Raw genomic sequence first — 23,632 nt, forward strand, 5'->3', positions numbered from 1 at the left:
CTCCGTTTTCATTTGGATGTCGACGGCTCAATGGGCCCCGGGCTGGCCGAACGACAGCCGCTCGGCCAGGACGGCGGCCTGGGTACGCGAGCCGACGCCGAGCTTGCGCAGGATCGTCGAAACATGGCCTTTCACCGTCTGCTCGGCGATGTCGAGCTCGCCCGCGATCTGCTTGTTGAGCTTGCCCTCGACGATCATCGCGAGAATGCGCAGCTGCTGCGCCGACAGCGAGGCCATTCGCGCGGCGAGCTCGACATCCGCGCTCTGGATCGAGCCCCGACCGCCGATATTGGGCGGCATCCAGATTTCACCGGCGAGGATGCGCGTAATGGCGTCCGCCATCTCGGGCAGGCCGAGCGATTTCGGGATGTAGCCGGATGCGCCATAGGCAATGGCGCGGCGGATGGTGGCGGCGTCCTGCCGCGCCGAGATGATCGCGACCGGCACCGTCGGGAACTGCGCCGACAGGATGAACAGTGCGGCAAATCCCTGGATGCCGGGCATCGTCAGGTCCCACAGGATCAGGTCGATCTCGTCGGACTGGGCCGAGAGCACAGCCAACGCCTCGTCGAGCGACTGGCAGGCGATGATCTCGAGGTCGGGCAGCACGGTCGAGAGTGCGCTGCGCAAGGCGGCCTGTACCAGTGGGTGATCGTCACCGATAAGGATGCGCATGGTCACGCCGACGACGTCCTCTGTTTCCCACCGAACTGCCGGCTCAGGGCCTCGCCGCCGAGGAAGCGCCGCAGCGCCGCCGGCTTGACCGGCTTCGACAGGATCTCGCAGCCGCGCGCCCTCGCCTCCTTGCGCACCGCCTCGCGGCGATCGGCGGTGATGATCAGCGCGCGGACGTCGCGACCCGACTTCTGCCTGAGATCGTCGAGAAAGTCCAAGCCGCTGCGACCGCCGTCGAGGTGGTAATCGAGCAGCACGACATCCGGCGGACTGGCAGCGGCGGCAAGCATCGCTCCGTCGGCGTCCGCAGCGACCAGCACATGGTGCCCCCAGCCACCCAGCAGAGCCGTGAGGCCGTCGAGAATGGTCGCATCGTTGTCGAGGCACAGGATCGTCATCGCGCGCTCTGCCACTGCCGGCGCCACGCTGGCCGGCTTGCGCTGAAGCGGAGTTCCCGCTCCGCGCGCCAGCGGCACCGCGACGGCAAAGCACGAGCCACGTCCCGGCCGCGATCGGACGTCGACGGCGTGGCCCAGCAGCCGCGAGACACGATCAACGATCGCAAGGCCGAGACCCAGGCCCTTCTCCGATCCGGGCGCGAGGCGATGGAACTCCTCGAATATCCGCTTCTGGTCCTCGGCGGCGATCCCGACGCCGGTATCCCAGACTTCGATGCGCAGGTCGCCGCCGCGTCGCCGGCAGCCGAGCAGAATGCGGCCCTTGAGCGTATAGCGAAGCGCATTCGACAGCAGGTTCTGCAAGATCCGCCGCAACAGATGCGGATCGCTGTGCACAGCGATGCTGCAATCGACGACGCGCAGCGCGAGACCACGTTCGCGCGCCATTGCCGAGAACTCCACGTTCAACTGCACGAGAATATCCGCAATCGGAAATTCGAACGGCTCGGCGCGAACGGCACCGGCATCATAGGAGGAAATGTCGAGCAGCCTGTCGAGCACATGCTCGGTCGAGCGCAGTGCCGTGATCGCGCTGCTCGCCAAGGTTCGTTCCTTATCGGCGTCACCCGATTGCGACGAGGCATGCAGACTCTCGTCGAGTGCGGACAGGAACAACCGCGCGGCGTTCAGCGGCTGCAGCAGATCATGGCTGGCGGCCGCCAGGAAACGGGTCTTGTCGAGATTGGCCTGCTCGGCCTCCGCCTTCGCCTGCTCGAGCGCCTCGGTGCGCTCGCGGACGCGCAGCTCGAGATCCTCATTGGCCCGCCGCAGGGCCTCCGCCGCGCGGTGCCGCTCGGTTACGTCGGTATAGGTCGAGACGTAGCCGCCCTCCGCGACGCGATCGTAGACGATCTCGAGCACGGTGCCGTCCGGCCGCTTGCGCTCGTACAAATAGGGCCAGCTCTGCGTGGCGACGTCCCGATTGACCAGGAGCGCGGCGAACTCGGAGGCGGCATATTCGCCGCGCTCGACGTTGAAGACGATCAGCTCCGCCAAGGGAAGGCCGACACGCACGAAGTCCGGTGGCAGGTCCAGCAGCGCGATGAAGCGGCCGTTCCAGGCCGTGATGTTGAAATCGGCGTCGAACGCGCAGATCCCCTGCGGCACGCTTTCGAGCGTGCTCTGCAAGAGGGTGCGGTTGAAGCGCAACGCCTCGGAGGCCTCGTCCAGCATCGCCATCGCCTCCCGTCGCGATAGCGAGTGCCCTTCCAGCGAAGCTGCGATCACCACGCGCGCCGACGCCGCGCCGATTGCACCGGCGAGAAGATTCTCCGTGAAGCGGATCGAGTCGAGATCGACGAGGCCCGACGGATCGAGGCGCGGCCCGGCGCCGGTCGTGCGGGAAGCGCGGTAACTGTCGAAAGCCGCAGAGCCCCGCTCCACACCGACAAAACGCAGCGCCAGCGCGCGGAGATCGTCGAGACGGACCAGCACGCGCGAGGACAGCTTCGGGACCATCTCGCGCACGACGCCATCGGCATACGCCGCGGCCTGGTTGCGCTCGACGGTCGACTGCCGTCCAAGCGCCGAGAATGCCAGGAAACAGACGAGGTTGGCCGTAAGGCTCCACAAAGTGGCATGCGAGATCGGGTCGAGCCCCTCGAGGCCGAACAACGCATTGGGCTTGAGCCAGGCGAGCCGCCACGGGCCCTGGCGAATAATCTCCTCGATCGCGGGCCAGAGTGGCGCGGCCGATGGGAGCAACAGCGTGTAGGCCCAGACGAAAAATCCGACTGCGATCCCGGTTGACGCGCCGGTCTTGTTTGCGCGTTGCCAGAACAGGCCGCCGACGAACGCCGGACCGAATTGCGCGACCGCGACGAACGACAGAAGACCAATCACGGTCAATGGATAGGTCTGGTTGACCAGGCGATGCACCAGATAGGCGAGCAGCAGGATGCCGAGGATCGACAGCCGGCGCACCGCCACCAGCATCGAGGTCACCGGCTGGCTCTGCGCGCGCAGGCCGAAGAATCGCGAGCGCAGCACGAGCGGCATGATGACGTCGTTGCACAGCATGGTGCTCAGCGCGACGGAGGTCATGATCACCATGCCGGTGGCGGCCGACAGTCCGCCCAGAAAGGCGATCAGGCTGACGGTGCTCGCGTCCGCCGCAACCGGCAGCGAGATGACGTAGGTGTCGGGGTCCATCATCGCACCGAATCTGGCGAGCCCTGCCGCGGCAATCGGCAGGATCAGCAGACTGAACAGCGCCAGATAGGTCGGGTAGAGCCACGCCGCGGTGCGCGTGTGGCTCGGCGCCTCATTCTCGACGACCGCGACGTGAAACGCCTGCGGCAGGCACAGGAAGGCGATCGCCGAGATGAGGATCGTCGAAGGCCAAACCGGCTGCGTTGGGTCGAAGGTCAGTATCCCCGCCAATTGCGGGTCCGATTGAAACTGCGACAGCAGAGTGAGCGGCCCGCCGGAGAGGCCGAACAGCACGAATAGCGCGACGATCAGGAATGCGACCAGCTTGACGACACTCTCGAAGGCAATCGCAAGCATCAGCCCGCGATGATGCTCGCTGGCGTGGACATGCCGGACGCCGAACACGATCGCGAACAGCGCCATCGACGAGGCGACGCCGAACGCCGAGTCCTGCCAGAACCGGAGCGATTCACCGCCTGCCCGCTCCGGCTGGAGGATCAGATAGTCGAAGCTCTTGCCGACGGCCTTGAGCTGAAGCGCGATATAGGGAAGGACGCCGAGCAGGGATGCGAGCGTCACGAAGGCAGCAAGCGCCTGGCTCTTGCCATAGCGGGCGGCGATGAAGTCGGAGATCGAGGTGACGTTCTGGGCCTTGGCGATTGCAATCACCTTGGACAGAAGCGGCTGGCCGAACAACAGCACCAGCGTCGGCCCGACATAGATCGTGACGAAGTCCAACCCGCTGGTGGCGGCACGACCGACCGACCCGTAGAAGCTCCAGGAGGTGTTGTAGACCGCAAGCGTCAGGCAGTAGCTGATCGCGGCGGCCCAGGATTTGGGCGAAACCAGCGGCCCGTCGACGCTCCGCCGATCGCCCCACCAGGCAATCAGGAACAGCGTGGTCACATAACCAGCCGCGACCGCGAGAACGAACCACGCCTGCAAGACATCCTCACTCGAGACCGTCTGATCGCCCGCGACGAGCGGCCGAAGCGGGCGGATACTAGAGCGTTTTCAATCGCATGGAAGGCACTTTTCAAGTCCGGCGGCCGGATGTCCGGCCGCCGTTTGGAGCTTGACCTCAGGCCGCCTCGCGCGACAGCCGCGCCTGCGGCAGGCCCTTGAGCACGAGGTTGACCACGACGGCGACCACGATGTTGAGCGCGAGCGCCAGCACCCCGGTGTAGATCGCGACCTTGCCGGCGCCGAAGTCGATGCCGTGCAGCGGTTTCAGCCCGTCCGACCAGGCGAGCCAGGATCCGCCTGCAAGGCCGACGGCCCAGCCGGCCAGCAGCGCCGGGCTCGAGAACCAGTTCAGGTAGAGCCCGAACACCAGCGCCGGCAGCGTCTGCAGGATCCAGAGACCGCCGAGCAGCTGCAGGTCGAGCGCGAACTGCGTCGGCATCAAGAGGATCGCGAGCAGCGCGCCGACCTTCACCAGCATGGAGGTGATCTTGGCGACCTTCGCCTCACCTGCCGGCGTCACCTTCGGATCGACCCAAACCTTCCAGAAGTTGCGGGTGAACAGATTGGCCGCACCGATGCTCATGACGGCGGCCGGCACGAGCGCGCCGATCGCGATCGCGGCGAACGCGAAGCCCGCGAACCAGCTCGGGAACAGCGTCTTGAACAGCTCCGGCACGACGTCGTTGTTGCTGGCGAGCTTGAGGCCCGCGGCATGGCCCATGTAGCCCAGCAGCGCGAGCAGGCCGAGCAGCAGCGTATAGGCCGGAAGCAGCATCGCATTCTTGCGAATGGTGTTGCCGCCCGAGGACGCGAAGATGCCGGTCAGCGTGTGCGGGTACATGAAGGCGGCGAGCGCGGAGCCCAGTGCCAGCGAGGCATAAGGCACGATCTGCGCCGGTGACAACAGGATGCCGCCCGAGCCTTTTGCGGCAAATGCCGCGTCCGCTGCGGTGAAGATCGCGCCGTAGCCGCCGAGCTTCGACGGCACGATCGCGATCGCGGCGATCACCACGATGTAGATCATGATGTCCTTGACGAAAGCGATCAGCGCCGGTGCGCGCAGGCCCGACGAATAGGTGTAGAGCGCCAGCACCAGGAAGGCGAGAACGAGCGGTATCTCGCCGTGAAGGCCGAGCGCCTTGATCGCCACCTCCATGCCGATAAGCTGGAGCGCGATGTAGGGCATCGTCGCCAGCACGCCGGTGGCCGCGACCGCAAGCTCGAGCCCGCGCGATCCGTAAGCGCCGCGCACCACGTCGCCGGCGGTGACGTAGCCGCGCTCCTTGGCAACCTTCCAGAGCACCGGCATCACCGCGAACACGAAGGGGTAGACGATGATGGTGTAGGGAAGCGCGAAGAATCCGTAGGCGCCGACCGCATAGACCAATGCAGGAACGGCGATCACGGTGTAGGCGGTGTAGAAGTCGCCGCCGACCAGGAACCAGGTGATCCAGGTCCCGAACTTGCGGCCGCCGAGGCCCCACTCGTCGAGATGGGCGAGCGTCTCCGGCTTGCGCCAGCGCGAGGCGACAAAGCCCATGCCGGTGACGAGGATGAAGAAGGCGAGGAATACGGCGAACGCCGCGCTATCGACATCAGTCAGCACGACGCACGCTCCTGTAGACGATGTAGGTGAGCAGCGAGGTCAGCGGCACCCAGGCGAGCTGATACCAGTAGAAGAACGGAAAGCCGAACAGATGGGGCTCCCGGACATTGTAGAACGGCACGATCATCAGACCGATGAACGGCAACAGCAGCAACAGACGCACCACGCGCTCTCCTCCCCTGTGAGTGAAACGACGCGCTCTGCTTGAAGCGCGCCTTGAGCGCGATATAGCCGACAACGACGGCTGCCCCCTCCCCTACCTTGGCGCGGCCAGACCCCCATACTTTCGTATCGCGGCCCGGAAACGCACGAACGCGCACGACACCACGATGGCGCCGTGCCGATGAACCGATCCGTTCAATGATGGGATGGCGGCGGAGGCGCCGCTACTGCCGCTTGCGCTCGTTCGCTGGCGCCGGCCTCGGCGGTTCGGCCGGCGGCGGCGCGGCGGCCGGGGCGCTATTGCTGGCGCCGAACAGCACGCGGGTCGGGTTGCGATCAAAATTGTTCACGGCGCGGCTGATGTCGCCGAGGGTGCGGCGGCCGTCGGTCATCAATGCACCGGAGCGCTTGTCAAAATCCTCGGCCAGCTCGCGGATCGACTTCACCGCCTGGAACAGCTCGCCACCGTCCTTGCCGCCGGCAAGCGTGTTGAGGCCGAGCATGAGGCTGTCGGCCTTGTGCATGACGCCGTCGACCTTGGCCATCACGCCGTCGATCTTCTCGGAGTTGCGCGCGAGCGAGTTGGTGAAGGTCTCGAGGTTCTTCAGCGAGTTCTTCACCGACTCCTGATTGTCCGCGACGATCTTGTTGATGTTCTGGAGCGTGCCGCGGATCGCCTCGGTGACGTCCTGGAGCTTGTTGGGATCGGCCGTCAGCGACGGGATGCCGTCCTCGTCGAGCGGCGGCGGAGGCGCCGTCTCCTCGCCGCCCTTGAGCGAGATCGCGGCGACGCCGGTCAGGCCCTGGAATTCGAGGCCGACCAGGGTGTCCTTGCGGAGCGGGGTGTTGTTCTCGACCATGGCGAGCGCGACAACCCGCCGCGGGTTGTCGAGCTTCACCGAGACCACCTCACCCACCCGGATACCGTTGAAATTGACGCTGCCGCCGTTGCGCAGGCCCGCCGCCGGGCCCTCGAACACGACGCGCAGGGGGCTGCGCTGCTTGGTGGTGTGCAGCGACTGGAACCACAGCACGAAGCCGATCGCCGCGGCGATCACCGCCAGCGTGAACGATCCGATCAGTACGTAATTGGCCCGCGTTTCCATCAGCTACTCCGGCACCTCAGCCCATCACCGCACGGGCGCGCTTGCCGTGGAAATATTGTCTCAGCCAGGGATGCTGCGAGGCCTGCATGTCGGCGATCGACCCTGCCGCAATGATCTTACCGTTCCCTAAAACGGCGATGCGGTCGCACGCTGTGTAAAGGCTGTCGAGGTCGTGCGTTACCATGAAAACGGTCAGGCCCAAAGTACGCTGGAGCGTCCTGACCAGCTCGTCGAAATCGCCGGCGCCGATCGGATCGAGGCCCGAGGTCGGCTCGTCGAGGAACACGAGATCGGGATCGAGCGACAGCGCGCGCGCCAGCGCCACGCGCTTGATCATGCCGCCCGACAGTTCCGAGGGAAACCGATCCGCGACTTCCGGCTTGAGCCCGACCATGGTGAGCTTGGCCATCGTGATCTCGTCCATCAGCCGCTGCGAGACCCGGAGATATTCGCGCATCGGAAACTGGATGTTCTGCCGCACGGTCAGCGAGGAGAACAGCGCGCCCTGCTGAAACAGCACGCCCCAGCGGCGCTCGACGCTGCGGCGCTGCGAGGTGCTGGAGGAATCGAGGTCGACGCCGAACACCTCGATGGAGCCCGCGACCTTCGGCACGAGGCCGATGATGGTGCGCGTCAGCACCGACTTGCCGGCACCGGATGGGCCGACGAAGCCGAGGATTTCGCCGCGCTTGACGTCGAGGTTGAGGCCATCGAGCACGCGCGTCGCGCCGAACTGCACGGTGATGTCGCGGACGCGGATGATCGGATTTTGAATCGCGTTTTGGGTCTCTTGCGCCATCGTCACATCCCGATCGAGGCGAAGAAGATGGCGAACACGCCGTCCATGACGATGACGAAGAAGATGCCCTTCACCACGGAGGCCGTGGTGTGCTGTCCGAGCGATTCCGCGCTGCCTTGCACGGAGAGCCCCTCGACGCAGGCGACGATGCCGATCACGGCCGCCATCACCGGTGCTTTGACGATGCCGACGATGAAATGGTCGATCGAGATGGCGTCGCGCAGGCGCAGCAGGAAGGCTTCGGGATCGACGCCGCCATAGAGCCAGGCGACGAGGCCGCCGCCATAAAGCGCGGCCATAGCGCCGAGGAAGGCGAGGATCGGCAGCGCCAGCACCAGCGCCAGCATGCGCGGCAGCACCAGGACCTCGATCGGGTCGAAACCCATCGTGCGCAGCGCGTCGATCTCCTCGCGCATCTTCATCGAGCCGAGCTCGGCCGTGTAGGCGCTGCCCGAGCGACCCGCGACCATGATCGCGACCAGGAGGACGCCGATCTCGCGCAGCACCAGCACGCCGAGCATGTCGACGACGAAGATGTCGGCGCCGAACCTGCGGAAATGAAAAATGCCCTGCTGGGCGATGATGCAGCCGATCAGGAACGTGATCAGCACTATGATCGGCACCGCGCGCCAGCAGACCTGCTCCATGTGGTGCACGGTCGAGGTCAGGCGGAACGAGCGCGGGTGGATCAAGACGCGAAACCCCGCCGCGAGCACCGCGCCGAGCATGTCGACGAGGCCCGCAACTGTGCCGGCGACCCCGGCCACGGCCCGGCCGATCTGCTCCAGCATGCCGGTGATGGTGACCGCGCTGCTGTCGACGACCGGCGTCGCCCTGACCCGCCGCACCTCGTCCACGAGGCTCGAATAATTGGCGGAGAGCCCCGCAATCTGCGCCTCGACGGCGCCCTGGGTCAGGCTGCGGCGCAGCCGTTCGATCAGCCAGGCGCCGAAGGTATCGAGCTTGGCGACCTCGGAGACGTCGATGAAGATGCTTTGCGAGCCGCCGGCAAGCTTCTCGGCGTCAGCCACCATCCGCTCCAGGACCGGCGCGAAGCTCGCGGTCCAGGTTCCGGTGGCGCAGAGTGCCAGCGCGTTGCCCTTGGCAATCCGTTCCAGCTTCGGATCGCCGCTCAAGGTGTCCGCTCCCGTGCCGGGGCGCGAGAAACGGGTAGAATCAGATGGTTGCGCACACGCCCTTACCCAGAGAAGGTATCCCCAACTGGTTAATGTTAGTTGCTAGAGGTAACTAGCAGGTTCAGATTTCGCCAGAGTTCAAAATGACTTCCAGCAAAGTTCCGGCCCTGGCCGCGCGAATCGAGCGCTTTCCGATCGCCGGCAGTTTTACCATCAGCCGGGGCGCCAAGACCGAGGCCGTGACCGTCGTGGCCGAAGTGAGCCGGAACGGCCTCACCGGTTGCGGCGAATGCGTCCCCTATCCCCGCTATGGCGAGACCCCCGAGGCGACCCTTGCCGCCATCCAGGCCATGCAGGCGGCCGTAGCCGGCGGCCTCTCGCGAGAGGCCCTGCAGGGCGCCATGCCGCCGGGAGCCGCCCGCAACGCGCTGGATTGCGCCCTGATCGACCTCGAGGCCAAGGCGACCGGCCTGCGGGCCTGGAACCTGCTGGACCGCCCGGTGCCGGGCGAGCGGACCACCGCCTTCACGATTTCGTTGGGCACCCCCGAGGCCATGGCAGCGGCGACCGCCAAGGCGGCGCACCGACCCCTGCTCAAGATCAAGCTCGGCGGCGACGGGGATGCGGAGCGGATCGCGGCGGTTCGCAAGGCGGCCCCCGAATCCGAGCTGATCGTGGATGCCAACGAGGCCTGGACCGAGGCCAATCTGGAGCAGAATCTCGCCGCCTGCGACGCCGTCGGCGTCACCCTGGTCGAGCAACCGCTGCCGGCCGGGAAGGATGGCGCTCTGGCGCGGATCAAGCGGCCGCTCGCGGTCTGCGCCGACGAGAGCGTGCATGACCGCAAATCGCTGGCGCCGCTCCGCGAGCGCTACGACGCCGTGAACATCAAGCTCGACAAGACCGGCGGTCTCACCGAGGCGCTGGCGATGGCCGATGCGGCGCAGGCGCTCGGTTTCGAGATCATGATCGGCTGCATGGTCGCGACGTCGCTGTCGATGGCCCCCGCAATGCTGGTGACGCCGCAGGCGCGCTTCGTCGATCTCGACGGCCCGCTGCTGCTCGCGCGCGATCGCGATCACGGGCTGCGCTATGACGACAGTTTGGTCTACCCGCCGGAGTCCTCGCTCTGGGGATGAGCGATGAGTCGATGCCGCGCCGACCAGATCACCAATGCGCCGGCCGCGGCCATCGCGGCCATGACGTAGTACAAGCTGTCGCCGATGCGGGCGTAGATCGCGCCTGACGCGATCGATGTCGCTGCACCCAGCAGCCCGTTGCACGCGGCATAATAGCCCTGCCCCCGCGCGATCTGATGCGATGGCACGCGCTGCACCAGCAGATTCATTGTGCCGACGATGGTCATGCCGAAGGTGAGGCCGTGGCCGAGCTGCACGATCACGAGCAGCGCGAGCGGCGGCTCCTGCGCGGTGACGATCCAGCGCACCACGGCGCTTACCCCCCCGATCGCGATCAGCGTGGACGGATGCAGCGAGAACCGCGGCGACAGCGCGAAGACGATGATCTCGGCGATCACGCCCAGCGTCCAGAGGCCCGCGATCGTCAGTCCGCCGAAGCCGTGGAGCTGCCAGTTGATGGCCGAGAACGTGTAATAGGCGACGTGGCTGCCCTGGATCAGCGCGGCCGACGCGATGACGGCCCAGAACCCGCCATCGCGCAGCAAGGCCTTGCCGGCATGCGTCTCCGTCGTCCTTCGCCTGACATCGTCGAGCGGCTGCAGCAGCAGGCTGGCGGCGACCGCAACGACGGCCCACGCGACGATGATCCAGATCAGATCGCGTGCCGCGATGTGGTCGACGAGAAAGCCGCAGGCGAGCGAGCCCGCGGCGAACGCCGCCGAGCCCCACAGCCGCAACGGTCCGTAATCGAGCCCGTAGCGGGCGACGCCGCGCAGCGCATAGGCATCGGTGAGCGGGGTCGTCGGCGTCCACATCATGCAGGTCAGCGCATAGATCAGGAACAGCGCCAGCGGCTGCTGCTGCAAGCCGACCGCCGTGAACCCGATCGCGGTTGCCAGCACCGACACCATCATGCCGGCGCGAATGGCATGCCGCTTTTCGGCAAGAGCGGTGATCTGCGGCAGCGTGGTGAAGCGCGTGATCGCCGGCAGCGCGTTGATGAGACCGATCCAGCTTGCGTCGATGCCGATCGCCTTCAGCCAGACCGGAAAGAACGGCAGATGCGTGCCCGACACCGCGAAGACCGCCGAATAGAACAGCGCTAGACTCACGGCGAATCGCCGCTTCACGGCGGCTTGCGTGGGGATTTGTGATTCGCCTGCCATCAAACCAATTGCGATTCGGTCGATATCGTGGTGATCGTTACAGTAACGCGTAGTGATTTGCGCGACGAGATTGTCATGGCCAACGAAGCATTCGCCCTCTCGCCTATGTCTGCCCGTGCGGCCGAGCCGAACGAGCAGGATTACGACGCGATCCGCGAAGCCTTCATGGAGACCGCGCGCGGCCGCTGGTTCCTCGGCGAATATGCCAAGCGCAACCGCAATGCGGATACCCGCATGGTGCTCGATGCGGTCGCGAAAATCGAAGAAACCCTTGCGGCACAGCGACAACCGGTCGTCGAGGATCGCCTGCCCGAGGCGCTGGTCGAGATTCGCCGCGCCATCCGCGAGGCCGAGACCATCGCGATCGCCGCCTTCGATCCTGCGGCGATCGAGGCGAGCCTCGCGCCGATTCCGCGCGGCGTGCGCATCATCAAGGAGATCTCCTGGCGCTGGCGCGAGATCGGCGCCGACGGGCGAATCTGCGATCTCATTGATTCGCAGCTCGCCTCCATCGAGGCGGCTTGCGGGCAGCTATCGACCATCGACCCCCGCGTCGAGCTCAAGGCCGCATTCGATCTGCTCAGGGATCGGGTCGAGCAGCTTGATGGTGACGGCGACATAGCGCCGCAAGCGGCGGTGCATCCCGCGCCTGCGCCGGTGCAGGAAGCGCCTGTCGCAGAGGCTGCGCCTGCCGCGATGGCCACCGAAGCACCCGTGGCTCTTACGGAGGCGCCGCAGGACATCGCAGCGACTCCCGCGCCCGAAGCGGCCAACGCCGTCGAAGCACTCGCCGTTGGCGAGGAAGCAATGGACGTCGCCATCGAGCCGGAGTTCGTCGCCGGCCATCACGTCGGACCCGAAGAGGAGGTCGCAGAGGCCACCGCTTTCACTGAGGTGGCTGACCGGGTCTCGCTCGACGCCGCCGCGGACGCCGAGGACGAAGCCATACTCGATGCCATCGCGCTGGAAATGGCCGCACCCGATCCGGAGTTCGACGAGATCACCGAACCGGTCGAGCTGCGAGCGGCCATTCCGGAGCCGATGGCTGCGGAGGTCGCAGCGCCCATTGCCGCAGAGCTTCCGGAGCCGGTCGCAGCCGAGCCGGCCGCCACCGCAGTCGCGGAGGAGCCCGCCGAAGACGCGCCGATCGCGATGGACTCGCTCGCGCGCCTCACCGACGCCATTGCGGAGGCCGCCGCCGAAGTGATGGAGCAGCCGGCCCCAGCCATGGCGGCCGCCGCGACATTCGGTGCGGCGCCGACCGCGACGCTCCCGATGCCCTCGCCCTTGTCCGCGTCCCTGCCCGAGCCCTCGCTCGGCGCCACCATCCTCGCCAGCGGCATCCTGCAAAAGCCCCGCGCGGCGGCCAACGACCCCATGGCGCCAATCCGCCGCATGACCCAGGCCGAGAAGATCGCGTTCTTCTCGTAAGGGGCACGCTCGCTCCACATCGTCATTGCGAGCGCAGCGAAGCAATCCAGAGTCTTTCCGCGGAGAGATTCTGGATTGCTTCGCTACGCTCGCAATGACGGAGCAAGGTGAATCACCACGCCCGGTCTCGTGTCCCGGACAAGCTGCAACGCGCAGGCGTTGCAGCGCAGAGCCGGGACCCAGGCTGCTGCACGGGTGGTCTCGCAAACCAATCCGCGCTACGCGAAGGGGGCCTGCCCGGTCGATGCGTCGACGCCGCCGTCGACTGGCAGGTTCACCCCGTTCACGAAGCTGGCGTCGTCGCTTGCGAGAAATGCGATGACGCTCGCAATTTCCTCGGACTGGGCTGCGCGCCCCAGAGGGATACGTTCCACCAGCTTCACGAACAATTCCGGATATTGCTCCATGATCGGCATCGTCAGGTCGGTGAGGGTCAATGATGGGCACACCGCATTGATGCGCACGCCTCTCGGGCCAAATTCGAGCGCCAGGCTGCGTGTGAGATTGCTGACGGCACCCTTGGTGGCGTTGTAGAAGCTCACGCCCCGGTCACCGCCGAGCCCGCTGAGAGACGACACGTTGACGATCGAGCCGCCGCTTTCGATCAGGTGCGGAAGCGCGGCGCGCGTCATGTAGAGGACACCGTCGACATTGACCGCGAAGACGTCTCGCCACAGCTGGATCGGCGAGCCCAGGAAATCGATCAGTGCGCCCGTCCCGGCATTGTTGACGAGGATGTCGATCCTGCCGAAGCGCTGCACCACGTTGGTGACCAGACTCTCGACGTCTTCGGCGATCGAGACGTCGCCGGATCGGATCATGCAGCGATCGGTGCCCAGCTCCGCACCGACTTCGGCCAATTTGAACTCGCGCCGTCCGTTGAGCACGACAATGGCGCCTTCGCCGTGAAAGCGCCTTGCGGCTGCGGCGCCGATGCCGCTGCCGGCGCCCGTAACGATGACGACTTTGTCCCTGAACCGATCATTCATGCCAATAACTCCATCCGAACCCGCAAGGTCCGGACAAGAGCTAGGACACCGGAAAGACGGCCTGGTTTCAGCCGAACCGGATTCGGTTACGATTGAAATTTGTCGCGCGAAGCGTTCCGCGAATCGATGCGAGGCCGATCAGCCGCAGTTCCAGACCGCACCGATCGGGGTCCGCGTCCAGCACGGCCCGAAGCTGCCGCCATTGTAGCGGCCGCCGCCGAAGCCGGGCCGACCGAAATAGCGCCATTCGCCATCCCAGCCGTAATATTGGGGAACCGGGTCGATATACCAATGGCGGCGATCGCTGCGCGACATGCGGCGCATCGCCTCCTTCTGCTTGTAGAGCGGAATGCTGTTGCTCAGCGGCTGGCGATAGCCCGGCAGGAAGCCGTAGCCATGCCAAGCCTGCTTGGGACGCTTTTGAACGGGCTCAGCGGACGCGACGGCCGGCAGCAGAGACAGGATGACAGCAACGGATAGACACATAAGGCGAGACATGAACCGACCATAGACAGTCGGGAGCTGACAGGCCACTCAAATTCGAGTGCGAGACTTTTCGCCGCTTCGATTCACCGTGCTCTCCCGATAAGCTTGAAAAAGCAGCATGAGAGCTGCGCGGACAACCGCTTATTCCGGAGCGAGCGAATGCCTCAAACCCCGCCCGTCGGCGCCTTCGCCATCATTCCGAGCAACGATCTTGCCGCCGCTATAGCGTTCTGGGAGCGTCTTGGCTTCACGCGCGCGGGCGGTGACGCCGGCTACGTGATCATGAGGGGTTGGGGCTGCGAGGTGCATCTCACGCAAGCCGGCGATGGCCCGTGGCGCGTGCCCGAGCACAATCCCTTCGGCGTCTTCATTCGCACGCCCAACGTCGAGGCCATTGCCGCACGCGTGGACGATCTGATCATCCGGCCGGGCGGCGTGCTGCGCCACCGCGAATGGGGAATGTATGAGGTGGGCATCAACGGACCTGACGGTCTTCTCGTCCGGATCGGCTGGCCGTCCGATCTGATGACCTCCCGCGGCTGACGATGCCCTTCCCGAGTGGGGTAATGGCAGACGATCGCGTAACGAATGATCCGACCCATCGGGGCTTTGTTGCTGTACTGTCTGCTTCGCTATTCGTGGTGCATTGTCGCGAGGAGCATGCATGTCCACGGCGATTTCGACGCTCGGCGGGGTAGGTCTCTTCCTGCTCGGCATGACCGTGATGACGGAGGGCCTGAAGACGCTGGCCGGCTCCGCGCTGCGCGGGGTGCTCGGCACGGCGGCATCGACGCCGCTGCTTGGCTCATTTTGGGGAGCCATCGTCACGCTGCTGGTGCAGTCCTCCAGCGCAACGACGATGACGACGATCGGTCTTGTCAGCGCCGGCCTGCTGACGTTCCAGCAAGGGTTGAGCCTGGTCTTCGGCGCGAATATCGGCACCACGGGGACCGGCTGGCTGGTCGCGCTGATCGGCGTCCGTGTCTCGCTAACGGCCGCGGCGTTGCCGATGATCTTCGTCGGCGCGTTGACCAAGCTTCTCGGCCGAGGGCGAGTTTCCGGCGCCGGTGCCGCGCTCGCGGGATTTGGACTCGTGCTGTTCGGGCTGACGACCCTGCAGCAGGGCATGGGCGGGCTGGCGGAACGTTTGCACCCGGCGGACCTGCCCGCGGTCCTCGGCAGTCCCGGGACGTCATGGTGGTCGGGCCTCCTCGGCGTGCTGGCGCTGGTGGTGATCGGATTGGTCATGACCGCGCTGATGCAATCGTCGACGGCCGCCATCGCAGTGACCTTGTCCGGCTATTTCGCAGGCGCAATCGGGTTGGACCAGGCCTGCGCGTTGGTCATCGGCCAGAACATCGGAACGGCGACGAGTTCCGCGCTCGCCGCGATCGGCGCGAGCGCCACCGCGAAGCGGTTGGCCATCGCCTACGTTCTTTTCAAGCTGATCGCCGCGATCATCGCGCTGGTAGCTTTTCCCGTCGTAACGCCCTTGCTGCTGCGCGCCTCGGACACGATCGACGGCGTCACGCTGCTGGCCGGGTACCACACAGCCTTCAACGTCGTCGGCGTCGCGGTCCTGCTCCCGCTGATCAACCCGTTTACGCGGCTGGTCGAACGGATCCTGCCCGAGCGCGGCTCGCCGCTGACGCGATGTCTCGATCCTTCGGCGCTTGAGACCCCGATCGTGGCCGTCGAGGCGGTACGGCGCACGATCGCGCGCGTGCTCCTGACGGTGTGCGGTTCGGTCGAGGCGAAACTGGCGGCCCGCGCTGCACCGATACGGCTGGGAAAGGACACCGTCTCCGTGCAGGAAGCGGCCTATGCCGTGAGCCAGGCGCAAATATTCCTGTCGGATGTGGCCGGGCCACCCGACACCGACGACGAGCAACGGCGTCTCACGAGCACGCTGCACGCACTCGACCATGCATCTCGACTGACGGACCTCGCAAATGGAGGAAACAATTTCGGCTCGGTGGCAGGCGGGCCGGAGGACGTCCGCGCCGGAGAGCTATGTGCCGAGGTCATGCGGAGCGCCGCCGCGATTGCGCGCGGCGTCGCGGCGCCGCCCCGCGGATCGACGCACTTCGCGCCCGCCCCGCATGCCGGCGACATCTTGGCTGGTCCCCGCGCCGACCCGCCCGACGAGGCCATCGCCGAGTTCGAGCGTTGTACGACACAACTCCGTGAAATGCTGCGCATCCACCGCAGCGCGACGCTCGGTGCGGTGGCTAACGGAACACTGACTGCCGACTCTGCCCTCCTTCGCGTCGAGGCGGTTCGTAACCTCGAGGCGTTGTCGCAGCACGCCTGGCGTTCGGCGATCCATCTCATCGGTCGCGGCTAGCGCGTTTTCAAGCGAAGTGGATACCGGTTCGCGTCAAGAAAACGCGTCAAACAAGAATCTGGAGCCCCGTTCCGATCCCATCGGAAGGGGCTCTAGATCACGCCCTTGCGGATCAGGAAGCAGCCATAGCCCCTGCTGTCGCCGACCTGCACGACACCAAACCCCGCCGACGCCGCGCGATAGAGTTCCGGGCGCGAGAGCTTGCCGGGGCTGACGGCGCGGCCGGCCGCGCGTTCGATCTCCGCCAGCACCGCGCGCTGCACGTCGGGGACGCAATCGGGATTGTCGACCGGCGCCATCACGCGCACCGGATCGGGATCGAAATCGTAGAGCAGGTCTTTCGAGGGCCGAACCGGCGCGGCCGGTCATCGGCCGTTCACCATAGCAGGTTCCAAGCGTGATTCAGATCACGCAGCTTATCATGGTGATTGCGATCACGGACCACGGGCTCGAACGCGGCCAAGCTTCCTCGCAACCAACCTCGCATCGAGATGAGTGCCAAAGGAGCACGCCATGTTCCGCCTAAAGCCTTTCCTGATGACGGCTAGCCTCGTGGGAAGCCTGTTCGGCTTTGCCTGCGGCCCTGTTTCCGCGCAGGTCGCCCCGGTCCAGCCTGCCCCCACCGCGCTGCAAGGCCCGGAACAGCGCGTGGCGCTGGTGATCGGCAATTCCAACTACAAGAACGCGCCGCAGCTCCAAAACCCCGATAATGACGCGGAGTCGATGGCGCAGTTCCTGAACTCCGCCGGCTTCGAGGTGGTTGCCGCGACCGACCTGACCCAGAACGACATGCTCCGCGTCGTCCAGGCCTTTTCCGCCAAGGTTTCCGCGCGGGGTCCGAACACTGTCGTCATGGTCTACTACGCCGGTCACGGCGTGCAGCTCGCCGGCGAGAACTATCTCGTCCCCGTCGATGCGAAAGTTTCGAACCCCACCGAGCTCGTGAGCAACTCGGTGCGCCTCGTCGATGTGATGTCGACGCTGGAGACGATCCCGAGCCGCATGCGCATCGTCATCCTCGATGCCTGCCGCAACAATCCGTTCCCTGATGTCAACGACGCCGGCCGCGGCCTCGCCATCGTCGATGCGCCGAACGGCTCGATCGTGGGCTACTCGACCGCGCCGGGTGCGGAAGCACAGGACGGCACCAACGGCCACAGCCCCTACACCCAGGCCTTCCTCAACGTCGCGCGCGAACCCAACGTGCCGATCGAGCAGCTGTTCAAGCGCGTGCGTCTGGAAGTGAACCAGACCACCAGCGGCGCGCAGATCCCGTGGGAAAGCTCGTCGCTGACCTCGGACTTCACCTTCTTCGGCGACACCGCTGTTGCCGCCACCCGCGCCCCGGTGAATGCGCCTGTCGTGCAGATGGCCTCCAACCTGCCGAGTCGCTCGACGCGCCAAGCCTATGACTACGTCGTGTCCGAGGGACGTCCGGAGTACTATCAGGAGTTCATCCAGATGTACCCGCATGACCCGCTATGCGACCACATCCGCTGGCTGCTCGCGAACCTGCTGATCACGCAGGCCTGGCACAAGGCGGTGCTCGCGAACTCCGCGCTCGGCTACAAGAGCTTCTACGACAGCTACGGCAACAGCCCCTATGCGCAATCCGCGCTGAAGCTCCAGACCCAGCCGAAGCTGATCCCCCTGATGCAGGCGACCAAGTTCCTGGCGCCGCAGAACATTGCTCCGACGTTCAAGGTCGGCAATCTCGGCCAGCCCAAATACATGCCGCTGATGCAGCAGGGCAATGGCGGTGGGCAGATGAATGGCAATCTGCCGGTCGTGCAGAAGCCGGTCGACAGCAACCTCATCGGCAAGCTCGGCAATGGCGGCCAGGTCGTCAACCTGCCGGCGGGCAACAATCAGCCGAACGGCACGCCGTCGCAGACCCCGGGCAAGATCGTCACCCTGCCTGCGCCGGCCAACGCGACCAACAATGGCGGCATTGGCAAGATCGTCACCCTGCCCGCGACCAACACTACGCAGAACGGCGGCAGCAACAATGCCGGCACTGCCAACGGCACGACCAAAGGCACGCCAGGCAAGATCGTGAGCATGCCGGTGAATGTCGGCAAGGGCGGCTCGACTGTCGATACGAAGCCGGTCATTCAGACGCAGAACAACCCGATCCGCGTCAACAACGGCAACACCGGCATCGTGAAGCTCAACAACAACCCGGTGAACAAAGTGCAGGTCCAGAACAACCAGCAGAACAACCGCCCGGAGTTCAACACTACGAACCGCATGGTCAACAACGGCGGCAACAACTTCCGCCAGTCGATGAACCAGGCGCCGAGCACGAATAATGGCGGCAACAATCGCCGCGGCGGCTTCGCGCACTGATCGCCACAAGCGAAACGAAGAAGGGGCAGAGCGGCAACGCTCTGCCCCTTCTTCGTGTCAAAATCTCAGAAGATCAGGCCACCAGCTCGGCAAACAGATCCGCATCGACATTGCCGCCGGAGAGCACGATGACGACGTTCTTCCCGGCGACGTCGAGACGTCCCGCCAGCAGCGCGGCAAGGCCCACCGCACCGCCCGGCTCGACCACGAGTTTCAGCTCGCGATAGGCAAACGCCACCGCCGCACCGACTTCCTTGTCAGATGCAGTCACGCCGCGCGCCAAGAGCTTGCTGTTGATCGCAAAGGTCATCTCGCCAGGGATCAGGGCCATCAGCGCGTCGCAGATGGTGCGGCCCGCAGGCCCATGCGGCTCGCGGTGGCCGGCGGTCAGCGAAATGCCGTGATCGTCGAACGCCTCGGGCTCGGCCACCACGATCTCGGCGAGCGGATAGCGCGCCTTGACGGCCGTGGCGACGCCCGCGATCAGGCCGCCGCCGGAGGCCGGTGCCACCACGATGTCGGGACTGAGGCCGAGCGCAGCCATGTCGTCGGCGATTTCGCGACCGGCGGTGCCCTGCCCCGCGATCACGAACGGATCGTCATAGGGCCTGACCAATGTCGCGCCGCGCTTCTCGGCGATGCCGCGCGAGATCGCCTCGCGGTCGTCGCGGTCGCGATCGTACAGCACGACCTCGGCGCCATAGGATTTGGTGCGCTCGCGCTTCGACAGCGGCGCATCCGCGGGCATCACGATGGTCGCATGCATGTCGAGGATCTTTGCAGCCGCCGCCACGCCCTGGGCGTGGTTGCCGGATGAGAACGCGACGACGCCGCCGGCGCGCTTGTCCTGCGGGATCGAGGCGACCTTGTTGAAGGCGCCGCGGAACTTGAAGGAGCCGGTGCGCTGGAGCATCTCCGGCTTCAGGAAGACCTTTGCGCCGACGCGCTCGTTGAGCACGGGAAAGGACAACAGCGGGGTGCGGATGGCGAAGGGCGCGATCACGCGTGCTGCTGCTTCGATATCGGCAGGGCCGATCGGGAGGAGCTGTTCGGTCATGCCTGATGTTATCGCGCCGGACGAGGCGCGGGGCAAGACACCTGCGCGCGATGAACCTTGGTTTTCAGGCTACGAAACTAACCGGCTCCGCCCCATTCCTGCCAGGAAGCACCGCGCCAACCGCCTTGATGCTGTCCACAAACGCCCTCGCCGAGGCCTCCCAGGTGTAATTGGCGGCGAATTCGACGCAGTCCTGACGGGACACGTCGAGCGCCGCGAAGCAGGCGTTGCGCAGATCGTGATCCAGCGCGCCGACCGGTGCATCGCCGATCACGTCGCGGGGGCCCTTCACCGGGAAGGCCGCGACCGGCAGGCCGCTGGCGAGCGCTTCCAGCAGGACGAGACCGAACGTGTCGGTCTTGCTGGGGAACACGAACACGTCGGCCGCAGCATAGATTGCCGCCAGCGCCTCGCCGTGCTTCTCGCCCAGGAAGATCGCATCCGGATAGGCTTCTTCCAGCGCGACCCGCGCCGGGCCGTCGCCGACGATCACCTTGGTGCCGGGCAGATCGAGATCGAGAAACGCCTCGAGATTCTTCTCCACCGCAACCCGGCCGACCGAGAGAAACACCGGCGCCGGCAGGCAGAGGTCGATCCCACGCGGGTGGAACAGGCTGGTGTCGACGCCGCGCGGCCACAGCACGACATTGTCGAAGCCGCGTTCGCCAAGCTCGCGGGCGAGCGCCGGCGTTGCCGCCATCACGGCGCGGCTGGGCGCGTGAAATCGGCGCAGCGCCCGCCAGATCAGGGATTCCGGAACCGGCACGCGGGCGCGGACATATTCGGGAAAGCGGGTGTGGAAGCTGGACGTGAACGGCAGCTTGCGCTGGCGGCAGTAGCGGCGGACCATCAGGCCGATCGGCCCCTCCGTCGCAATGTGGATGCTGTCGGGGCGCGCCTCTTCGATCAGCTTCGCGATTCGCGCCGGGCGCGGCATGGCGAGCCGCACGTCGCGGTAGCTCGGCATCGCGAAGGTGCGGAACGATTGCGGCGTCAGGAACGTGAACTCGACGCCGAGCGCCTCGGCGGCGTCTGCGAGCTTGGTCAGCGTCCGAACCACACCATTGACTTGCGGGTGCCAGGCGTCGGTCGCGACCAGGATGCGCATCAAGCGGCCTCTGCTATGCAGCTCTGGCTGCGACCTGCGGGACCTGGGCCGGCTTCCGCGCCTGATCCGCCCAGGTGATGATCTCGAAATGACCGTCGTCATGCTCGACCAGCGCCGTGCAGCTCTCGACCCAGTCGCCGCAGTTCATGTAGCGGATGCCGGCTTCGTCGCGGATCACGGCATAGTGGATGTGGCCGCAGATCACGCCGTCGGCGTCGTGGCGCCGCGCCTCGGCGGCGAGCGCCTGCTCGAACGCGCCGATATAGTTGACGGCGTTCTTGACCTTCTGCTTGGCCCATTGCGACAGCGACCAATAGGGCACCTTGAACATGCGCCGGAAGAAGTTGACGAAGCGATTCATCTGGATCGCGAAGTCGTAGGCCTTGTCGCCGAGATGGGCGAGCCAGCGCGCGTTCTGCACCACGAGATCGAAGATATCGCCGTGGATGACGAGGTAGCGCTTGCCGTCCACGCCGGTGTGGACGGTGTTCTCGACCACGTCGATGCCGCCGAAATGCGTGCCGTAATAGTTGCGCAGGAATTCGTCGTGATTGCCGGGGATGTAGATGACCTTGGCGCCCTTGCGCGCCTTGCGCAGCAGCTTCTGGACCAGGTCGTTATGCGATTGCGGCCAGTGCCAGCTCGACTTCAGCGCCCAGCCGTCGACGATATCGCCGACGAGATAGATCGTATCGGCATCATGGTAGCGCAGGAAGTCGAGCAGCAGGTCGGCTTGAGAACCGCGGGCCCCGAGATGAACGTCGGAGATGAACAACGTGCGAAAGCGCCGCTCCGGGCTCTCGTCACTCACATCGTAACTTCCCATGCGCCAGCCTGTAACAAATGTCCCGTGACAGGGGGATGACAGATTGAACCCTTGAGGCACCCTCAGATACGAATCAGACCTTGCCTCGCCCTGCCCGCGAATATCAGTCGCATGCGACAATCAGGCGACATGGCGCCGCAGCGGCCTCCGCAAGACCCCGGAACCGATGGCTGAACAGGTTAACGGCAGCGGTCCCGCGCGCCGCTGGCGGAGCGCTCGCGGCCCGGATCAGTAAGATTTGTGGAAATGATGGATCGGCCCGTGGCCGTGGCCGACGCTGAAGCGGTCGGCGGCCGCGATCGCTGCGCTGATCCAGGCCTTGGCGTTCCGCACGGCCCGCTCCAGATCCTCGCCCCTGGCAAGCCCGGCCGCGACGGCCGAGGACAGTGAGCACCCCGTGCCGTGGGTGTTGCGGGTGGCGACGCGCGGCGCCGCAAGCGCGATCGTGTTCTCGGCCTCGACGAGATAGTCGATGCTTTCGGCGCCCTCGCCGTGCCCGCCCTTGATCAGGACACCGCGGCAGCCCAGCGCCAGCAGCCGGCGCCCCTGGCTCTCGATCTCGGCATCGCTTGCAGCGACGGGCTCGTCGAGCAGAGCCGCGGCCTCAGGCAGGTTAGGCGTGATCACCGACGCCAGCGGCATCAGTTTCCTGCGCAGGGCTTCCACCGCCTCCGCGGCGAGCAGGCGATCGCCGGAGGTTGCGACCATCACGGGATCGAGCACGATATGGCGAGGCTTCCAGCGCGTCAGCGCCGCCGCGATCGCATCGATGCTGGCGGCCTGCGCCACCATGCCGATCTTCACCGCACTGACCTCGAGATCGGAAAACACGGCATCGATCTGCGCGGTGACGAATTCGGCGGGCACCGCGTGGATGCCGGTGACGCCGCGCGTGTTCTGCGCGGTCAGGGCCGTGATGGCGGAGGCGCCATAGACGCCGAGCGCGGCAAAGGTCTTCAGGTCGGCCTGGATGCCGGCGCCGCCGCTCGAATCGGAGCCGGCGATGGTGAGCGCCACGGGCGTCGTCATGGGGCGATTTTCCGCTTCCTGGGGACCATGGTCCGTCCTAGCGCGCATGCCCGGGGGCAGCAAGTTCGCTTGCGCCCGAAGGCAGCAAGTTTGCTTGCTAAATCCGGCCGGTTTTGGCCTATTAGCCGCCAGATATGCCTTCGGAGTGACTGCAATGGTTCCTTTTTTCGTCCAGATCAAATGCAAGCTCGGCCAGTCCTACACGGTCGCCAACGCGCTTGCCGAAGCCGAGATCGCCTCCGAGATCTACTCCACGGCCGGCCATTACGATTTGCTGGTGAAGTTCTACGTCGACAAGGACACCGACATCGGCCACTTCATCAACGAGAAGGTGCAGGTGCTGCCGGGCATCCAGGACACCCTCACCATCATCACCTTCAAGGCGTTTGGCGCGAGCTAGGGCGGGCACCCACAGAGGGCCGGATGGGAAGTCCGCTTCCGAGACAGCGCAGCGGACCAATTGTGCTCAAGGTGAGTTCTTCGGATTTTGACCATCGCATACATCATCCGGCGCTCGCCCCCCTCTCGCGCTGGCAATGCTCAACGCGCTTCATCGATGACGGCCGCGTCGACATCGCGCCAATGTCCGGTCAAAAAACGGATAATCTCCAAGTGGTTGGGGCCTTTGCATCCTAGCCCACGCGCT

General features: G+C 65.8%; 21 protein-coding genes. 6 read left to right on the forward strand and 15 right to left on the reverse strand.

Annotation, left to right across the window (positions count from 1 at the left end):
* Positions 1-27 precede the first annotated feature (27 nt).
* The 7 genes from ACKWRH_RS30560 to ACKWRH_RS30590 all read right to left on the reverse strand — a co-directional run bounded on the left by ACKWRH_RS30560 (position 28) and on the right by ACKWRH_RS30590 (position 9,059).
* Positions 28-681 (reverse strand): response regulator, encoded by a 654-nt coding sequence (locus ACKWRH_RS30560; RefSeq protein WP_445216533.1) that lies wholly within the window; start codon positions 679-681, stop codon positions 28-30.
* Positions 678-4,229 (reverse strand): hybrid sensor histidine kinase/response regulator, encoded by a 3,552-nt coding sequence (locus ACKWRH_RS30565; RefSeq protein WP_445216534.1) that lies wholly within the window; start codon positions 4,227-4,229, stop codon positions 678-680. Before ACKWRH_RS30565 ends, ACKWRH_RS30560 begins: the two co-directional genes overlap by 4 nt.
* A 136-nt stretch (positions 4,230-4,365) precedes the next feature.
* Positions 4,366-5,856: a monocarboxylate uptake permease MctP gene (gene mctP, locus ACKWRH_RS30570; protein ID WP_445216535.1), complete on the reverse strand. Its 1,491-nt coding sequence runs from the start codon at positions 5,854-5,856 to the stop codon at positions 4,366-4,368.
* Positions 5,846-6,022, reverse strand: coding sequence for a DUF3311 domain-containing protein (locus tag ACKWRH_RS30575; RefSeq protein ID WP_122406560.1), 177 nt, complete (start codon positions 6,020-6,022; stop codon positions 5,846-5,848). The genes mctP and ACKWRH_RS30575 overlap by 11 nt, the downstream gene beginning before the upstream one ends.
* 220 nt (positions 6,023-6,242) lie before the next feature.
* Positions 6,243-7,124 carry an MlaD family protein gene (locus tag ACKWRH_RS30580; protein ID WP_445216536.1) on the reverse strand — a complete coding sequence of 294 codons (882 nt, stop codon included), beginning with the start codon at positions 7,122-7,124 and terminating at the stop codon, positions 6,243-6,245.
* Positions 7,125-7,140: 16 nt separating this feature from the next.
* A complete protein-coding gene (locus ACKWRH_RS30585) occupies positions 7,141-7,923 on the reverse strand; it encodes an ABC transporter ATP-binding protein (protein WP_445216537.1) in 783 nt (260 codons plus the stop codon).
* Between the two features lie 2 nt (positions 7,924-7,925).
* Entirely contained in the window at positions 7,926-9,059 is a 1,134-nt protein-coding gene (locus ACKWRH_RS30590) for an MlaE family ABC transporter permease (protein ID WP_445216538.1), read from the reverse strand.
* A 143-nt stretch (positions 9,060-9,202) separates the two neighbouring features.
* Between ACKWRH_RS30590 and dgcA the strand changes: the two genes are divergently transcribed.
* Positions 9,203-10,198, forward strand: coding sequence for an N-acetyl-D-Glu racemase DgcA (gene dgcA, locus ACKWRH_RS30595; protein WP_445216539.1), 996 nt, complete (start codon positions 9,203-9,205; stop codon positions 10,196-10,198).
* Here the strand turns inward: dgcA and ACKWRH_RS30600 are convergent.
* Positions 10,168-11,364: an MFS transporter gene (locus ACKWRH_RS30600; RefSeq protein WP_445216540.1), complete on the reverse strand. Its 1,197-nt coding sequence runs from the start codon at positions 11,362-11,364 to the stop codon at positions 10,168-10,170. The two genes, dgcA and ACKWRH_RS30600, sit on opposite strands and share 31 nt — an antisense overlap.
* 75 nt (positions 11,365-11,439) lie before the next feature.
* Here ACKWRH_RS30600 and ACKWRH_RS30605 point away from each other — a divergent pair, with 75 nt between their 5' ends.
* Entirely contained in the window at positions 11,440-12,795 is a 1,356-nt protein-coding gene (locus tag ACKWRH_RS30605) for a hypothetical protein (RefSeq protein WP_445216541.1), read from the forward strand.
* A 218-nt stretch (positions 12,796-13,013) separates the two neighbouring features.
* Here the strand turns inward: ACKWRH_RS30605 and ACKWRH_RS30610 are convergent, their stop codons facing one another.
* A complete protein-coding gene (locus ACKWRH_RS30610) occupies positions 13,014-13,784 on the reverse strand; it encodes an SDR family NAD(P)-dependent oxidoreductase (protein WP_445216542.1) in 771 nt (256 codons plus the stop codon).
* A 138-nt stretch (positions 13,785-13,922) separates the two neighbouring features.
* Entirely contained in the window at positions 13,923-14,282 is a 360-nt protein-coding gene (locus ACKWRH_RS30615; RefSeq protein ID WP_445216543.1) for a hypothetical protein, read from the reverse strand.
* A 147-nt stretch (positions 14,283-14,429) separates the two neighbouring features.
* Here ACKWRH_RS30615 and ACKWRH_RS30620 point away from each other — a divergent pair, with 147 nt between their 5' ends.
* Together ACKWRH_RS30620 and ACKWRH_RS30625 are read left to right on the forward strand one after the other, a co-directional pair.
* Positions 14,430-14,813 carry a VOC family protein gene (locus ACKWRH_RS30620; protein ID WP_445216544.1) on the forward strand — a complete coding sequence of 128 codons (384 nt, stop codon included), beginning with the start codon at positions 14,430-14,432 and terminating at the stop codon, positions 14,811-14,813.
* Positions 14,814-14,934: 121 nt separating this feature from the next.
* Positions 14,935-16,617, forward strand: a complete 1,683-nt coding sequence (locus tag ACKWRH_RS30625; RefSeq protein WP_445216545.1) for a Na/Pi cotransporter family protein — start codon at positions 14,935-14,937, stop codon at positions 16,615-16,617.
* 92 nt (positions 16,618-16,709) lie between these two features.
* Here the strand turns inward: ACKWRH_RS30625 and ACKWRH_RS30630 are convergent, their stop codons facing one another.
* A complete protein-coding gene (locus ACKWRH_RS30630) occupies positions 16,710-16,916 on the reverse strand; it encodes an RbsD/FucU domain-containing protein (protein ID WP_445216546.1) in 207 nt (68 codons plus the stop codon).
* Positions 16,917-17,130: 214 nt separating this feature from the next.
* Here ACKWRH_RS30630 and ACKWRH_RS30635 point away from each other — a divergent pair, with 214 nt between their 5' ends.
* Positions 17,131-18,966, forward strand: a complete 1,836-nt coding sequence (locus ACKWRH_RS30635) for a caspase family protein (RefSeq protein WP_445216547.1) — start codon at positions 17,131-17,133, stop codon at positions 18,964-18,966.
* Between the two features lie 73 nt (positions 18,967-19,039).
* On the opposite strand, the gene ACKWRH_RS30640 is transcribed toward ACKWRH_RS30635, so the two are convergent.
* The 4 genes from ACKWRH_RS30640 to thiD all read right to left on the reverse strand — a co-directional run bounded on the left by ACKWRH_RS30640 (position 19,040) and on the right by thiD (position 22,986).
* Positions 19,040-20,023, reverse strand: a complete 984-nt coding sequence (locus ACKWRH_RS30640) for a threonine/serine dehydratase (RefSeq protein ID WP_445216548.1) — start codon at positions 20,021-20,023, stop codon at positions 19,040-19,042.
* A gap of 64 nt (positions 20,024-20,087) precedes the next feature.
* The gene (locus ACKWRH_RS30645; RefSeq protein ID WP_445216549.1) at positions 20,088-21,131 is read right to left on the reverse strand and encodes a glycosyltransferase family 4 protein; all 1,044 of its coding nucleotides are present in this window, start codon (positions 21,129-21,131) and stop codon (positions 20,088-20,090) included.
* Positions 21,132-21,144: 13 nt separating this feature from the next.
* A complete protein-coding gene (locus ACKWRH_RS30650) occupies positions 21,145-21,957 on the reverse strand; it encodes a UDP-2,3-diacylglucosamine diphosphatase (RefSeq protein WP_028159777.1) in 813 nt (270 codons plus the stop codon).
* A gap of 228 nt (positions 21,958-22,185) precedes the next feature.
* On the reverse strand, positions 22,186-22,986 hold the full coding sequence (thiD, locus tag ACKWRH_RS30655; protein ID WP_445216550.1) for a bifunctional hydroxymethylpyrimidine kinase/phosphomethylpyrimidine kinase: 801 nt from the start codon (positions 22,984-22,986) through the stop codon (positions 22,186-22,188).
* Between the two features lie 154 nt (positions 22,987-23,140).
* On the opposite strand from thiD, the gene ACKWRH_RS30660 reads away from it, so the two are divergent.
* A complete protein-coding gene (locus tag ACKWRH_RS30660) occupies positions 23,141-23,386 on the forward strand; it encodes an Lrp/AsnC ligand binding domain-containing protein (protein WP_014493934.1) in 246 nt (81 codons plus the stop codon).
* The last annotated feature ends 246 nt before the right edge of the window (positions 23,387-23,632 follow it).

The organism is Bradyrhizobium sp. Pa8, from assembly GCF_052588265.1.

Bases quoted from the DNA above. Each gene is read 5' to 3' on its own strand.
- ACKWRH_RS30580 (WP_445216536.1), bottom strand. From the start codon at position 7,124: ATGGAAACGCGGGCCAATTACGTACTGATCGGATCGTTCACGCTGGCG.
- ACKWRH_RS30605 (WP_445216541.1), top strand. From the start codon at position 11,440: ATGGCCAACGAAGCATTCGCCCTCTCGCCTATGTCTGCCCGTGCGGCC.
- ACKWRH_RS30635 (WP_445216547.1), top strand. From the start codon at position 17,131: ATGTTCCGCCTAAAGCCTTTCCTGATGACGGCTAGCCTCGTGGGAAGC.
- ACKWRH_RS30645 (WP_445216549.1), bottom strand. From the start codon at position 21,131: ATGCGCATCCTGGTCGCGACCGACGCCTGGCACCCGCAAGTCAATGGT.
- dgcA (WP_445216539.1), top strand. From the start codon at position 9,203: ATGACTTCCAGCAAAGTTCCGGCCCTGGCCGCGCGAATCGAGCGCTTT.
- ACKWRH_RS30640 (WP_445216548.1), bottom strand. From the start codon at position 20,023: ATGACCGAACAGCTCCTCCCGATCGGCCCTGCCGATATCGAAGCAGCA.
- thiD (WP_445216550.1), bottom strand. From the start codon at position 22,986: ATGACGACGCCCGTGGCGCTCACCATCGCCGGCTCCGATTCGAGCGGC.
- ACKWRH_RS30630 (WP_445216546.1), bottom strand. From the start codon at position 16,916: ATGGCGCCGGTCGACAATCCCGATTGCGTCCCCGACGTGCAGCGCGCG.
- ACKWRH_RS30600 (WP_445216540.1), bottom strand. From the start codon at position 11,364: ATGGCAGGCGAATCACAAATCCCCACGCAAGCCGCCGTGAAGCGGCGA.
- ACKWRH_RS30660 (WP_014493934.1), top strand. From the start codon at position 23,141: ATGGTTCCTTTTTTCGTCCAGATCAAATGCAAGCTCGGCCAGTCCTAC.
- ACKWRH_RS30585 (WP_445216537.1), bottom strand. From the start codon at position 7,923: ATGGCGCAAGAGACCCAAAACGCGATTCAAAATCCGATCATCCGCGTC.
- ACKWRH_RS30625 (WP_445216545.1), top strand. From the start codon at position 14,935: ATGTCCACGGCGATTTCGACGCTCGGCGGGGTAGGTCTCTTCCTGCTC.
- ACKWRH_RS30610 (WP_445216542.1), bottom strand. From the start codon at position 13,784: ATGAATGATCGGTTCAGGGACAAAGTCGTCATCGTTACGGGCGCCGGC.
- ACKWRH_RS30620 (WP_445216544.1), top strand. From the start codon at position 14,430: ATGCCTCAAACCCCGCCCGTCGGCGCCTTCGCCATCATTCCGAGCAAC.
- ACKWRH_RS30615 (WP_445216543.1), bottom strand. From the start codon at position 14,282: ATGTCTCGCCTTATGTGTCTATCCGTTGCTGTCATCCTGTCTCTGCTG.
- ACKWRH_RS30650 (WP_028159777.1), bottom strand. From the start codon at position 21,957: ATGGGAAGTTACGATGTGAGTGACGAGAGCCCGGAGCGGCGCTTTCGC.